This window comes from Acinetobacter sp. YZS-X1-1 (assembly GCF_000804305.1).
Taxonomy (GTDB): Bacteria; Pseudomonadota; Gammaproteobacteria; order Pseudomonadales; family Moraxellaceae; genus Acinetobacter; species Acinetobacter variabilis.
The window spans coordinates 1-13,792 of the sequence record NZ_JWHB01000027.1 but is presented as its reverse complement, the minus strand read 5'-3'; the positions used below and the strand labels follow the sequence as shown (position 1 = coordinate 13,792).

At 40.0% G+C, this 13,792-nt stretch carries 11 protein-coding genes and 2 pseudogenes; 9 read left to right on the top strand and 4 right to left on the bottom strand.

All coding sequences use genetic code 11. From position 1 onward, the window contains the following. The first annotated feature begins 1 nt into the window (after position 1). The 4 genes from RJ01_RS12765 (at position 2) to RJ01_RS12750 (ending at position 3,762) form a co-directional block, all read left to right on the top strand. Entirely contained in the window at positions 2-745 is a 744-nt protein-coding gene (locus RJ01_RS12765) for an SDR family oxidoreductase (RefSeq protein ID WP_004785546.1), read from the top strand. A 412-nt stretch (positions 746-1,157) separates the two neighbouring features. Continuing rightward, positions 1,158-2,216 (top strand): fatty acid desaturase, encoded by a 1,059-nt coding sequence (locus tag RJ01_RS12760; RefSeq protein WP_005235858.1) that lies wholly within the window; start codon positions 1,158-1,160, stop codon positions 2,214-2,216. A gap of 218 nt (positions 2,217-2,434) precedes the next feature. Further along, entirely contained in the window at positions 2,435-3,145 is a 711-nt protein-coding gene (locus RJ01_RS12755; protein WP_005235857.1) for an SGNH/GDSL hydrolase family protein, read from the top strand. A gap of 32 nt (positions 3,146-3,177) precedes the next feature. Further along, on the top strand, positions 3,178-3,762 hold the full coding sequence (locus RJ01_RS12750; protein WP_034171362.1) for a uracil-DNA glycosylase family protein: 585 nt from the start codon (positions 3,178-3,180) through the stop codon (positions 3,760-3,762). 60 nt (positions 3,763-3,822) lie between these two features. Here RJ01_RS12750 and RJ01_RS12745 read toward each other — a convergent pair whose 3' ends face one another. From RJ01_RS12745 to RJ01_RS12735, 3 genes are all read right to left on the bottom strand, one after another. Further along, a complete protein-coding gene (locus RJ01_RS12745; protein ID WP_034171361.1) occupies positions 3,823-4,314 on the bottom strand; it encodes a pyridoxamine 5'-phosphate oxidase family protein in 492 nt (163 codons plus the stop codon). A 178-nt stretch (positions 4,315-4,492) separates the two neighbouring features. After that, positions 4,493-4,930 carry a hypothetical protein gene (locus RJ01_RS12740; protein ID WP_034171360.1) on the bottom strand — a complete coding sequence of 146 codons (438 nt, stop codon included), beginning with the start codon at positions 4,928-4,930 and terminating at the stop codon, positions 4,493-4,495. 263 nt (positions 4,931-5,193) lie between these two features. Then, positions 5,194-6,747, bottom strand: a complete 1,554-nt coding sequence (locus RJ01_RS12735) for a phospholipase D family protein (RefSeq protein ID WP_034171359.1) — start codon at positions 6,745-6,747, stop codon at positions 5,194-5,196. Between the two features lie 120 nt (positions 6,748-6,867). On the opposite strand from RJ01_RS12735, the pseudogene RJ01_RS12730 reads away from it, so the two are divergent. The 5 genes and pseudogenes from RJ01_RS12730 (at position 6,868) to RJ01_RS12710 (ending at position 13,363) form a co-directional block, all read left to right on the top strand. After that, positions 6,868-7,981, top strand: a pseudogene (locus tag RJ01_RS12730) (S-(hydroxymethyl)glutathione dehydrogenase/class III alcohol dehydrogenase). A gap of 208 nt (positions 7,982-8,189) precedes the next feature. Further along, on the top strand, positions 8,190-8,720 hold the full coding sequence (locus RJ01_RS12725; RefSeq protein WP_005235848.1) for a hypothetical protein: 531 nt from the start codon (positions 8,190-8,192) through the stop codon (positions 8,718-8,720). Between the two features lie 551 nt (positions 8,721-9,271). Further along, positions 9,272-10,321 carry a 3-deoxy-7-phosphoheptulonate synthase gene (locus RJ01_RS12720; protein WP_005235846.1) on the top strand — a complete coding sequence of 350 codons (1,050 nt, stop codon included), beginning with the start codon at positions 9,272-9,274 and terminating at the stop codon, positions 10,319-10,321. Positions 10,322-10,587: 266 nt separating this feature from the next. Continuing rightward, complete coding sequence (locus tag RJ01_RS12715; RefSeq protein ID WP_005235844.1) at positions 10,588-11,766, top strand: PilT/PilU family type 4a pilus ATPase; 1,179 nt, start codon at positions 10,588-10,590, stop codon at positions 11,764-11,766. Positions 11,767-12,166: 400 nt separating this feature from the next. Beyond that, on the top strand, positions 12,167-13,363 hold the full coding sequence (locus tag RJ01_RS12710; protein ID WP_005235842.1) for a PilT/PilU family type 4a pilus ATPase: 1,197 nt from the start codon (positions 12,167-12,169) through the stop codon (positions 13,361-13,363). A gap of 74 nt (positions 13,364-13,437) precedes the next feature. Here the strand turns inward: RJ01_RS12710 and RJ01_RS12705 are convergent. Further along, positions 13,438-13,764, bottom strand: a pseudogene (locus tag RJ01_RS12705) (MFS transporter); the annotation flags it as partial. Between the last annotated feature and the right edge of the window lie 28 nt (positions 13,765-13,792).

The following is a 13,792-nucleotide window of genomic DNA, read 5'->3' as shown; positions in this document are numbered from 1 at the left end:
TATGGCTAAAACGATTTTAATTACTGGTGCAAGTTCAGGGATTGGTGCCGGTATGGCACGTGAATTTGCAAAAAAAGGGTATAACCTGGCGATTTGTGCACGTCGTCTGGAACGTCTGGAAACTTTGAAACAAGAACTCGAAAGCCAATATGATATTAAAGTCATTGCCAAAACACTGGATGTAACCAATTATGATCAGGTTTTTGAAGTTTTCCGTGCCTTTAAAGAAGACTTTGGCACCATTGACCGGATTATTGTCAATGCCGGTGTAGGTGAAGGCCGCCGGATTGGTAAAGGTAATTTTGCGATCAATAAAGCTACTGTTGAAACTAACTTTATTTCTGCATTGGCACAATGTGAAGCTGCAGTGGAAATTTTCCGCGCACAAAACTCCGGTCATCTGGTGATGATTTCATCGATGAGCGCAATGCGTGGTATGCCAAAACACTTGACCGCTTACGGCGCAAGTAAGGCTGGAGTTGCACATCTGGCTGAAGGCATTCGTGCTGAACTAATTGATACACCAATTAAAGTTACGACCATTTTCCCAGGCTATATTCGTACTGAAATTAATGAAGGCGCGAAAAAATTACCGTTTGAAGTGGATGAGAAAACGGGTTCACGTCTATTGGCAGAAGAAATTGAAAAAGCGCCAGTCAAAGCTTATGTACCGAAGTGGCCTTGGTTGCCACTCGGTTTAGCAATGAAAGTATTACCGCTAAAATTAGTCAATAAATTAGGTTAAAACTTCAATTCAAAAAAGCTCCATCAGGGGCTTTTTTAATTTTTAGTATTTAAAAATTTGGATAAAAGTAGGTTGGATAATTCTGGTATCGGATTTAAAGGCGTTATAAATTATTAAGATGTTTAGTTAAATCCCTAAAAGTCATTAACACTTTGATGATGAATAAATTTTATTTCTATATAAAAATAAAAATTTTATCAGAATAGAGATAATTAAATTTTTAAGAAAAGAATTTTTAGACGATAAATTTTATAGAAAATATCTCCTTATTTTTCTGCTTTATTCTTGATCTTAAAAAAATTACTAAAACTGCCCAAAACTTGGACATACTCGCTGCGAAAGTGGAAAGATAACTTCTCTTTTTTATAAATTCCTTTAATGTACAATTGTTCAGAAATTAAAGGTTGTCCATATGTCTACATCTTCGGATATGACTGACCAACAGCGAATCTCTAAGGTCAGAAATATCGTTACACAGGCCGGGGAAGAAATACGTACCCGTTATCCTATACTCAAACATCAGAATTTTATTGGTGCGAGTATTTTAGGTTTTGCCTGGACGGGGATGATCGCATGCGCATTGGCATATGGATATGGTTATCTTTCGGCGTGGTTCACCATTCCATTGATTGCAATTTTTGCTTCACTGACACATGAATTGGAACATGACCTGATTCATTATATGTATTTCAAAAAAACGCCTTGGGCACATCATTTAATGTTGGCTTTGGTGTGGCTGGCTCGTCCAAATACAATTAGTCCATGGGCACGTCGTCGTTTACATTTGCACCATCATAAATATTCAGGAACTGAATATGATCTTGAAGAACGTGGCATCAGTAATGGTATGCCATGGGGGATTCGCCGCATACTAGTGATAAGTGACCAGCTCATGTCGGTCTATTTACGTCCATTTCAGATGTTTAAAATGATTCATATTTTTATGGAAAAACAACCTGAAAAAGAACGTAAAGTTGCCATGATTTCTCAGCTCTTGGGCTTCTTGCCATTAAGCATGATTTATTATGGTCTGTGCTATTTATTTGTAGTTTTTCATGTAGGCAATGCTGTTGCACCAATCTTTGGTTATGAAATGCTTTGGTCGGAAAGTATCATCGAAGCTATGCCGCTCGTGAATTTCTTGACAGTAGTTTGGATCATTCCGAATTTTATCCGTTCTTTTAGCCTGCAATTCGTTAGCTCCAATATGCATTATTATGGTGATATTGATCCACGCGATGTCATCAAGCAGACTCAGGTACTGAATCCATGGTGGATGGTGCCATTCCAGTTATTTTGCTGTAATTTCGGTTCAACTCATGCGATCCATCATTTTGTGGTCAAAGAACCCTTTTATATACGTCAGTTGACCTCTAAAACGGCGCATAAAGTCATGAAAGAAGTGGGTGTACGCTTTAATGATATCGGAACTTTCAAGCGCATGAACCGCTGGAATGATCATAAAGTTTGATAGATCAGCTACATTAAAAAAAATCCCGCTAAATGGCGGGATTTTTTAATTTTTTAATCTACTCGTTAAGTAAAAATTTTATATACAAATATTAGAAAGCAATGTACGGACAAAATTCTAAGTTACGTGAATATTCATTAAAAATGACTGCTGAGGTATTACTCGTAATCCATAAATTGCAGTAAAATCAATCATATCTTTATATAAATTAGTCCATTATGTTGCTCAAAGCTGCCACTATCGCCTTAATTCCCGCGCTCATAATTCAGGGTAACCGTGTCAAAAAAAATACGATAAAACTTCCAGAACCAGAAGGTGCACGTGAAGGGCAAACAGGAACAGGAAAAAAACTTTCATTACTGATTGTAGGTGATTCAGCAGCAGCAGGCGTGGGCGTAGATCATCAGGATGATGCCTTACTCGGCGCGATTCTGAATGAGCTAAAAAATGACTTTGAAATTGAATGGAAGTTGCAGGCAAAAACAGGCGATACCACCTCAAAAGTCATTCATACTTTAGATCAGATTGAAGCTAAATCCTATGATGTGGTCGTGACTTCAGTCGGCGTGAATGATGTAACTAAACTCATGCCTGCCGATGTCTGGATCAAGAAGCAGGAACAGTTTTATAGCAAAATCCAGCAAAAGTTTAATCCAAAACTGGTCATTGCAGCCGGTGTTCCTCCGATGAATATGTTCCCGGCTTTACCGAATCCTCTGGCCTGGTTATTTGGTCAATATGCCAAACACATGAACCAGCAACTGGAAAAATTTGTGAACAAACAGAAAAACATGCAATGGATTGAATACGATATTGAAAAATATCGTGCCATGAATTTACAAATGGCCCAAGATGGATTTCATCCAAGTAAGGAAGTTTATACACTTTGGGGACAAGAAGTTGCTAGTAAGATCCGTCAGGCATTCTAAAATAACTGAAATACCTGAATCTGGAACAGTTTATGTTGGATATTGAAACCCATCCATTACCGCCATTTTTACCGCCCAATGCCAAATTACTGATGTTGGGCAGCTTTCCACCACCCGCAACGCGCTGGAAAATGAATTTTTATTATCCGAATTACCAAAATGATATGTGGCGGATATTTGGGTTAATTTTCTTTAAAAATAAAGATTACTTTTTGGACTTACCCAATAAAAAATTTCAGGAACATCTAATCCGTGAGTTTCTAACTGAAACGGGGATTGCGATTTTTGACAGTGCTTATCAGATCCGACGCCTGAAGGGAAATGCTTCCGATAAATTTCTGGAAATTGTAGTACCAACCAATTTGCAGGATCTATTAGGGAAAATGCCAGACTGCAACCACATCATGACCACAGGCGACAAGGCTACAGATACCCTGATGCTATCGATGCCTGAAGGTACGTTGAAACCAAGTATAGGCGAGCCCACTCAGGCACATTTTCTTGGACGTGAGCTGTATTTATACCGGATGCCGTCTTCATCCCGAGCTTATCCTTTGGCTCTAGATAAGAAAGCAGACAGTTATCGGATGATGTTCGAGCATGTCGGTCTAATTTGAGTTATGAATAAATATAAATTTTAAGTATATTTTTGAAATAAACTTACTTTTAGAAAGTTTTTAAATATTTTCTACCTGCATATTGGGATATTCGACCCAGCGATAATCCTTAACTTTAATATCCCGCACATGATGAAAGCTGGACCAGATCAGTTTGCTCCCTTTACTCCATTTTAAAGCTAAAATACGAGATTCAACTTTCTCAATCTCTTCCGCTGTAGCAGGACGTAAAGAGCCAATTTCTGCATATAGACGTACACCGGGATAATGCTTAAATTTTCCCTTAAACATGGAGCTTAACCAGAAAAGTTTGCTGCTATTCACAGCTTGAATGCATGCAAGTGGCTGATGCTGTAAATTTTCAGAGAAGGTGGTGGAGTAGATATCAAAAAAGAAACCTGTATTAGACTGCTGATCCAGGAAGACAGTTCCGATCGGAGTGATACTAGGAAAACCTTGGGGATTGACGGTTGCGATCGAACAATACATTGCTGCACGCTGTGCATTAGCAACTACCTGACGGATATTTTGCCATTCAGAAGGGGAAATCATGATGTTTTCTCTTTATTATTTTAATCAAGCTTAATCTGTATGTCTAAAATAGGCATTGCCATAAAAATATTCAGGTCAAGGCAATTTAACCAATTAAAAATAAGAAATAAATTTCCTATGAACAAAAAGAGCCGATATGGCTCTTTTAAATTTTAGAAATGGAAAATGGAAAAATGAATTAACTTTCATATTCCACATAATCCCACAGGTTTAAGCGCGCTTTAATTTCCTTGCGAATATTTGGCAACATTGGAAGTAATGTCCCGTCAATCCATAAACTTAAAGCCTGTGCAGAAATCAGTTGCTGTTGTTCATCGACCAGTTGTGCACCTTTAACCATCACCAGCGTTTCTTCAGAAGCTTCGGTTTCAACACCTTTAAATAGTACCTGTAATTCATAACCGTTATCCTGAATCAACCATTCCAGTTCGATCTGGATATTCTGATTAGATTTAAGTACGACCTGACCTTCGACCAAGTCTGAATCAGACAGGCAATCATGTTCAACCCGTACTTTGGCTAAAAACCATTCTTGTTGAGACAGATCCTGCAAGGTCTTAACAGGGGTGAGAATATCACTGAGTTTAAACTGGCGGCTTAAATCAAAAAATTGCATGGGAGTGGAAAGCGAAAATTCGCAAAATACTAGAAAAGTGTAATTCTAGAGCAATCAACGGAATAGGTAAAACCTTTGTCAGCATTGATCTGATTAATGTATAAGAAATAAGCTGAAAAATATAAGTAGAAAAACTCGATTTAGAGATTTAGTCAATTTTATATTGTTCAGCTTATTACCAATAAAGATCTAAAATATCTAAAGCCAACTATCAATTAAGGAAAAACCACACTAAATGTGATTTGATCGCAATGTATCTGTCATTACATTAACCATTCTCCCGGGAATTTTGTCACCAGATTCATCATATAACGCTGGAATTGTGTTGTTTCAGGGTCATGATTATGCTGAATCACTGAACCATTTTTTTGATGTTCCAGCCAAATGATCTCGCCCTGTTTATTTAACTTAAGTTGATAAGCTATTCTGGGTAAATACTGGTTTAAGGACTTGGTAATTTCATCTTGGAGCTGATCAGATTCAATCACCAGACCGATTTCAGTGTTTAAATAGGCAGAACGTGGATCGAAGTTAAAGGAACCAATAAATACCATGCCATCCAGATCAAAGAATTTGGCATGTAGACTGGAACTGTTCTTATTTTTGGCCGGAATAATATTACCGGTCATAATTTCATACCAAGTCCGTTTTGGTCGTTCAATATAGGGTTTAAATTCCCAGAGTTCAATTCCATTTTTGAGGAGCTGTTTACGGTATTGCTGATAATAGGCATGAACCAAAGCAACATCATTTGCCTGGAACGAATTGGTTAAAATTCTGATTTTGACACCCTGTTGGGCACGTTTACTTAAATAATCCGCACCTTCCTGAGTAGGAATGAAATAAGAAGAAACCAGTTCCAGATGGTCTTTGGGCTCACCCATAAGTTCCAGCATATGAGTATAAATATAATCACCATTCTGGGTGCTACCACGGACCTTGGAAGGGGCGTCGGCAACAAAATAGGCATTTCCCCATTTTATCGGGCGCTTTCTCAGCTGCTCATCAATCTGCTGTTCCGCAATACCGACTCGACGTCTTAGTTCATTTTTATCGACTTCATCTTCTTTAAATTCTGTTCTCAACCGTTTTAAAAGTTGTGGATTACCTGAATCATTTAGAACTTGTCGGATGTCATAGCTTAGATCATCGTTCCAGAATTTGATAAAGGTCTGATTCGCATCGTGTGCTGGTTTTCCGGCAAAGAAAATATCAACATCGCTAAACTGAAAGTCTTCACTGGCATCAAAATATTCACTACTGATATTCCGACCACCTGTGACCGCTGCCGTACCATCCGCAATAATCAGTTTATTATGCATGCGCGGATTAACATATTTCATACGGAATCCGTAATCTAGGGCACGCAAATGACGGAATTTATAAGGATTAAATAATCTGACTTCGAAATTAGGATGCTGAGCTAAGGCCAGCAGCTTATCATCCAGTTGAGTTCCGTTCTGGTCATCAATCTGAACCCGAACCTTCACGCCTCGATCAGCGGCTTTTAATAATTGGGAGAGAATCATGTTGCCAATATAGTCATCTTTCCAGATGTAATATTGCAGGTCGAGATGGTATTTGGCCTGATTGATCAGATATAACCTTGCCGCCATACTCATAAAACCATCATATAAAGGCAGATAAGCCGTTTTACCTTCCTGAATCTGTGGTAGCTGTTCCTCTCTAATCCAGTGGGCCGATTGTACGGGAGTAATAGCTTCTTCTTTTGCTGTATTGGGAGCTAATTCACAGCCAGAAATAGTCAGGCTAAAAACAAAAATACTTAAACATGTAATTGACGAGGGCTTAGTCATTGATGTTCCATTTGTTATAGGGGTTTTATTCCTCAACTAGTGATGTTAATGGTTGAATCTCCGAATAGAAAGAGGTTACTGTTAACCATCTGTAAATCAGTAATAAAAGGCTTGTTTTACATGAAATCACGTGCAGCGGTTACATTTGGCTCAGGTCAGCCATTAGAAATTGTGGAAGTAGATGTTGCTCCACCAAAAGCAGGTGAAGTACTGGTAAAAATTAGCCATACTGGCGTATGTCATACCGATGCATTTACCTTGTCTGGTGATGATCCGGAAGGCGTATTTCCAGCAATTTTAGGCCACGAAGGTGCGGGTGTGGTCGTTGAGGTAAGTGAAGGCGTAACGAGTCTGAAACCGGGTGATCATGTGATTCCACTTTACACAGCAGAATGTGGTGAATGTCTGTTCTGTAAATCGGGTAAGACCAACCTGTGTGTAGCGGTTCGTGCGACTCAGGGTAAAGGTGTAATGCCAGATGGAACTACCCGTTTTTCTTATAATGGCCAGCCAATTTATCATTATATGGGCTGTTCAACGTTCTCTGAATATACAGTCGTTGCAGAAGTTTCTCTGGCGAAAATTAACCCTGAAGCTAACCATGAGCAAGTGTGTTTATTGGGCTGTGGCGTGACTACAGGTATTGGTGCAGTACATAACACTGCTAAAGTGCAGGAAGGCGATAGTGTTGCTGTATTTGGCTTAGGCGGTATTGGACTTGCAGTTGTACAAGGGTGCTCGTCAGGCTAAGGCAGGTCGTATTATTGCCGTGGATACCAATCCAGATAAATTCGAACTGGCTAAACAGTTTGGTGCTACTGATTTTGTGAATCCGAAAGACTATGACAAGCCAATTCAGCAAGTGATTGTGGAAATGACCGGTTGGGGCGTAGACCACTCTTTTGAATGTATTGGTAATGTCGACGTAATGCGTTCAGCACTAGAATGTGCGCATCGCGGTTGGGGTCAGTCTGTGATTATTGGCGTAGCAGGTGCAGGTAAAGAAATCTCGACTCGTCCATTCCAGCTAGTCACAAGCCGTAAATGGATGAGTACGGCATTTGGTGGTGTTAAGGGCCGTTCTCAATTACCGGGCATGGTTGAGCAGGCCATGAAAGGCGAAATTCAATTAGAACCATTTGTGACACATACGATGCCATTAGATCAGATCAATGAAGCTTTTGACCTGATGCATGAAGGTAAATCAATCCGTACAGTCATTCATTTTGACTAAGCTGTTTTAATCTAAAAAAGACCGGTACCAATCCGGTCTTTTTTATGCGGCTTTCACTTGATTCAAGATACATTAGTGCATGAAAGCCTCACAGAGAGTCACTGAAACAACACACGCCTGCTAATGTCATTACATGCCAGATGCTTATATTAAATAGGACGTATGAAAATACGTGATAAAACCATTTTAAAGAATAAGGATAAGCTCTATGTCGAATGATAATTTTGATCGTGATGTAATTAAGAATGCGCCTAAAGATGTCCGCGATGATTTAAATGCTGATCCAATTACTGGTGAACCTGGTGCTCATCCTGTGGGTACAGGTATTGGTGCTGCAGGTGGCGCAGCGGCAGGTGCAGCGGTCGGTGCCGCAGGCGGTCCGGTCGGTGCAGCAGTAGGCGGTGTTGTTGGGGCAGTGGTCGGTGGTCTCGCAGGTAAAGGCGTAGGCGAAGCTGTGAACCCGACTGAAGAAGCAGCTTTCTGGCGAGATAATGCTGTTGAAACCCCTTATTATTCAGATGCCCGTACCACGTATAGCGATTTAGATTACGATCGTGACTATGATGCGGCCTATCGTGTCGGTTATGAAAACCGTGGGGCATATGATGCTAATACCCGTTTTGAAGACGTAGAAAGCGATCTGAAAGTAAAATGGGAGCAAGCAAAAGGCCAGTCACGTCTGAACTGGGAACAGGCAAAATTTGCAGTACGTGATGCATGGAATCGCGTAACCCGTTAATTGCAAATGCCAAAACCAAGATCTAATATGCTCTTGGTTTTAAGGAAATGGGCAAAGTCCGCTGACTTTCACGACTTTGTTCATTATTAATATCTGAAAATTAATCACTGAAAGGCTAGAATTCTAGGGCGATAAGTAAAAGTACAAATACTGATAAATATTTTTTTATATTTACTACTTGTCAAAACTGGATAGAGCGCGTATTTTAATTTCAGATTCACATTTTTATGAAAGACATAAACATGTTAAAGCAACCTATCATTTCAAACGCTTATTTTTATTTTTGGCAGTTTAGATAATTGCCTGAATGCGTTTGGGCAATGAAAAGGTTGCCCACCAGTTAATACCTGATCGGCAACCCTGATCAGGTTTTTTTATGCATGTGATTTAACAGTTTTTGGAGACAGACATGACAAACTTTAACTATTCATACTTTAGCAACTTTTATTGGTCTTACTTTAGCCAGCTAATGACGCTTTCGACATCTTCGATTAGACCCATAACGCTCAAATAAAAGTTTGGACTGATTGCCAGTCCCAGGATTTAAAGTCATGAATATTGCAAATACATCACAACAACATCAAACAGAAACCATTTTAGCTTTGCCACAGCAGCTTAAGCAGCGATTGCCACTGTCTCCGCAATTGGCTGTACAAGTCGCTGAACAGCGTCAAATTATTCAAAATATTTTAGAGGGTAAAGATCACCGTTTAATGGTGATTACCGGACCATGTTCCATTCATGATGAAGCTTCCGCACTGGAATATGCAGAAAAATTAAAACAGCTTCAGGAACAGGTCTCAGATCAAATTTTCCTGGTTATGCGGGCTTATATTGAAAAACCACGGACTACTGTCGGCTGGAAAGGCTTCCTGTATGACCCAGAACTCGATGGCTCATCCAATATGCAATTGGGTCTGGAAAAATCTCGTGCACTGTACCTAAAACTGATTGGCATGGGCCTGCCGATTGCCTCAGAGATCTTAAGTCCAATGGCAACGGCGTATTTTGATGATCTATTGACCTGGGGCGCGATTGGCGCGCGTACCAGTGAATCACAAATTCACCGTGAAATTTCCAGCCATATGTCGTACAGCATCGGTTTCAAAAATGGGACAGATGGTTCGATTCAAATTGCTCTTGATGCCATTCAGTCAGCTTCCAACTCCCATCAGTTCATGGGCATGAGTCAATCGGGTTTGCCATGTATCCTGAACTCACAAGGTAATCCAAAAGCACATTTGATCCTGCGTGGTTCAAATAGTGGTCCGAACTACCAGTTGTCTGAAATTGAAAAGATTAAAGCAAAACACTCAATCGATTTGCCGGCCCTGGTTATTGATTGCAGTCATGGCAATAGTTCAAAAAACCCAATGCTACAATCTAAAGTGCTGGAGCAGATCGTCGCTGAACGTTTGCACAACAATGTACGTGGTGTAATGCTCGAAAGTCATCTGGTCGATGGCAACCAGAAAATCTCAGAAGATATGGTTTACGGCCAGTCAGTGACTGATGGATGTCTGGGCTGGACAAAAACCGAGCAATTATTGTTAAATATGGCAGATTCACTGCGATGCGAAAGTTTAAAGCGTAGCGCTTAAACTGACGGTCTTGTCTTTCCTCAATTCGTTGGGGAAAGATATTATGATCGAATATGGGTATTAAGAAGTGTATATTTGGACACTCAAGAAAACTATTCGATATTTTGAAAATTAAAACAATGAGTATTAAAACGATTTTAAAAATTGAATAAAAAATAATTAATTTAAAAAATAAACAATAACAATAACAATAACAATAACTTATTAGAGGTCAGTCTGACACTGTTTTTATACAGCGGATGAGTCATGATCCCAGGAATCTTGCTATGTATACAACTGAATTGCTCGATGAAGCACGTAAATTTATGCACCATATGCTGACCAAAGTCGTTGAATATGGTGGTTCCGATCTTTTTATCACAGCTGATTTCCCCCCTAGTATCAAACAGCAGGGGTTAATGAAACCGTTTGGCCAGCAGAAACTCACAGCCGAAAAGACCCGTTTGTTTGCTTATGCCTTGATGAACGAGCGACAGATTCAGGAGTTTGAATCGGTGATGGAATGCAATTTTAGTATTAGCATCCCGAATGTGTCTCGTTTCCGGGTTAATGTCTTCCAGCAACAGCACAATGTAGGCATGGTGATTAGGATCATTACGACAGATATTCCAAGCTTTGAGCAACTAGGCTTACCGGCTTCATTGCAACAGGTCATCATGCAGAAACGTGGTCTGGTGCTGGTAGTCGGCGCAACGGGTGTCGGAAAATCGACTACATTAGCAGCTATGATTGATTACCGTAATACGCATACTGAAGGGCATATTATTACAATCGAAGATCCGGTGGAATATGTCTATCAGCATAAAAAATCGATGATTACCCAGCGGGAAATTGGTGTGGATTGTGTTTCCTGGCACAATGCACTGATTAATACCATGCGGCAGGCACCTGACGTCATCGTGATTGGTGAAATCCGCGATACAGACAGTATGGAACATGCAATTGCCTTTGCTGAATCCGGCCATTTATGTCTTACCACACTTCATTCCAATAATGCCGATCAGGCACTGGACCGGATTATTAACTTCTTCCCGGAAGAACGCCGTAATCAGCTATTGCTAGATTTATCAGCCAATATCAAAGCCGTGATTTCTCAGCGCCTAATTCGTACTGAAGATGGTAAAGGTCGTCGGGCAGCGGTAGAAATTCTGCAAAATACACCTTTAGTTTCTGACCTGATTCGTAAAGGTGAATTCCATGAACTTAAAACGATTATGGCTCGTTCGCGGGAACTGGGCATGCAAACCTTTGATCAAGCGTTGTTTGATTTATATAACCAAGGCATTATTTCTTATGAAGAAGCCTTGCGTAATGCAGACTCCAGCAATGAATTACGTCTACAAATCAAGCTAAAGAGCAGTCGTATTAATCCAGTCTTACGGGCAGAAAATGCACAAATATCACTTCTGGAACAGTCCAGATTACGTGCACTTTCTCCTGATTAATCTTTGCTTTTTATTAACAGACTGTCATTCAGCTCAATAGAACTGAGTCATAAATCTTCTTTAATGGTGGCTTTTAAGCAAGGCAGTTTTCGGCCATCTATCTATTTTAAATTCTATCCTTTCTGTCCTGACGAATTTAATTTAACCCTGTCTGCATTTATCCTAAATATGATCTTTTCATCGTAATATTCTTTTAAAGTGGAATAGTTTTAAAAATCAAATCATGTCCACTTAATTGATATTTTATTGAACTGTATCACATATTTTTCCAAAAATATTTTCTTTATAAATCAAATCTATTTGAGGCTTTAAAAAAAACGCTGCACAATAAAAATCAAATGATATTGGCATGAATCAAGCATTTAAAATTCATGTAATTGTGTATTTCCAGGGGAAGAGAATGTTCACGGCAGAACTGTTGGACGAAGCAAAAAAATTCATGCATCACATGCTGACCAAAGTAGTGGAATATGGGGGCTCAGACTTATTTATTACCGCAGATTTTCCACCGAGTATTAAACACCAGGGCTTAATGAAGCCCTTTGGACAACAGACCTTAACTGCTGAAAAAACCAAACTGTTTGCCTATAGCTTGATGAATGACAAACAGCGTCAAGAGTTTGAAGCTGAACTAGAATGTAACTTCGCGATTACCGTGCCGGGTGTATCGCGCTTCCGAGTAAATGTTTTCGTACAACAGCTTCAGGTTGGGATGGTGATCCGGACCATTACGGCAGAAATTCCAAATTTTCAGAAACTGAAATTACCAGAATCATTGAAACACGTGATTATGGAAAAACGTGGTCTGGTACTGGTTGTGGGAGGAACAGGTTCAGGTAAATCGACCTCTTTGGCAGCGATGATCGACTACCGCAATGAAAATTCTGCAGGGCATATTATTACCGTGGAAGACCCAGTGGAATATGTGCATAAGCACAAGAAATCTATGATTACTCACCGTGAAGTCGGGGTAGATTGCCATTCCTGGCACAATGCGTTGAAAAATACCTTGCGTCAGGCACCTGATGTGATTCTGATTGGTGAGATTCGCGATACTGAAACCATGGAACACGCAATTGCCTTCGCCGAAACCGGACATTTATGTCTGGGCACACTGCATTCCAATAATGCTAACCAGACTTTGGACCGGATTATTAACTTCTTCCCGGAAGAACGCCGTAATCAGTTATTGATGGATCTATCTTCGAATATGAAGGCAATTATTTCCCAGCGTCTGATTCGTACTCAGGATGGGAAAGGCCGTCGGGCTGCGATTGAAATCATGTTAAATACACCTTTGATTTCTGATCTGATTTTAAAAGGTGAGTTTCATGAGCTGAAAGCTATTATGGGCAAATCTCGTGAACTGGGCATGCAGACTTTCGATCAGGCCTTATTTGACCTGTATAACGAGGGTGCGATTTCTTATGAGGAAGCATTGCGTAATGCCGATTCGACTAATGAATTACGTTTACAGATCAAGCTGAAAAGCAACCGCCAAGATAATCCTGCTGCCGGAGAAGCAACACAATTCACGATGATGCAAGAACCGAAAGCAGAAGAAAAAGAACAAGAAAATACTTCAGCATCTGAATAAATACATCTTCGTGTCAGAATTAAAACAGGCAGTTCATCTGCCTGTTTTTTATTATATTTAGACATTAACTTGTATTAGGCAGTCTTAACTTGAACGACCAATTTAAAGTAAACAATACTGCATAGGGTGAGTAAACTACAGAGAATAAAGGCGAACTGATAACTATAAGTCGCAATAAGCACCCCAATCAGGAGCGAGCCGACCGCAATTTCTACATCATAAAAGGTATAAAAGGTCGAAGTCGCATAACCAATCCGGTGTTTCGGTGCACGTTGAATGGCCAGTGTCTGGATGCAAGGTTGTGCGCTACCAAAACCGACACCGATCAATACCGCAGCCAGCAGGAATCCCCACAACGTCTGAATCTGACTGAGTAAAAAAAGTCCTAAACTAAATACTAGGGCGTGTCCTCATTTGGCTTTACACCAA

What these genes read in the sequence shown, in the direction of transcription:
- RJ01_RS12755 (WP_005235857.1), top strand. Translation starts at nt 2,435, where the DNA reads ATGTTGCTCAAAGCTGCCACTATCGCCTTAATTCCCGCGCTCATAATT.
- RJ01_RS12740 (WP_034171360.1), bottom strand. Translation starts at nt 4,930, where the DNA reads ATGCAATTTTTTGATTTAAGCCGCCAGTTTAAACTCAGTGATATTCTC.
- RJ01_RS12725 (WP_005235848.1), top strand. Translation starts at nt 8,190, where the DNA reads ATGTCGAATGATAATTTTGATCGTGATGTAATTAAGAATGCGCCTAAA.
- RJ01_RS12715 (WP_005235844.1), top strand. Translation starts at nt 10,588, where the DNA reads ATGTATACAACTGAATTGCTCGATGAAGCACGTAAATTTATGCACCAT.
- RJ01_RS12760 (WP_005235858.1), top strand. Translation starts at nt 1,158, where the DNA reads ATGTCTACATCTTCGGATATGACTGACCAACAGCGAATCTCTAAGGTC.
- RJ01_RS12720 (WP_005235846.1), top strand. Translation starts at nt 9,272, where the DNA reads ATGAATATTGCAAATACATCACAACAACATCAAACAGAAACCATTTTA.
- RJ01_RS12765 (WP_004785546.1), top strand. Translation starts at nt 2, where the DNA reads ATGGCTAAAACGATTTTAATTACTGGTGCAAGTTCAGGGATTGGTGCC.
- RJ01_RS12710 (WP_005235842.1), top strand. Translation starts at nt 12,167, where the DNA reads ATGTTCACGGCAGAACTGTTGGACGAAGCAAAAAAATTCATGCATCAC.
- RJ01_RS12750 (WP_034171362.1), top strand. Translation starts at nt 3,178, where the DNA reads ATGTTGGATATTGAAACCCATCCATTACCGCCATTTTTACCGCCCAAT.
- RJ01_RS12735 (WP_034171359.1), bottom strand. Translation starts at nt 6,747, where the DNA reads ATGACTAAGCCCTCGTCAATTACATGTTTAAGTATTTTTGTTTTTAGC.
- RJ01_RS12745 (WP_034171361.1), bottom strand. Translation starts at nt 4,314, where the DNA reads ATGATTTCCCCTTCTGAATGGCAAAATATCCGTCAGGTAGTTGCTAAT.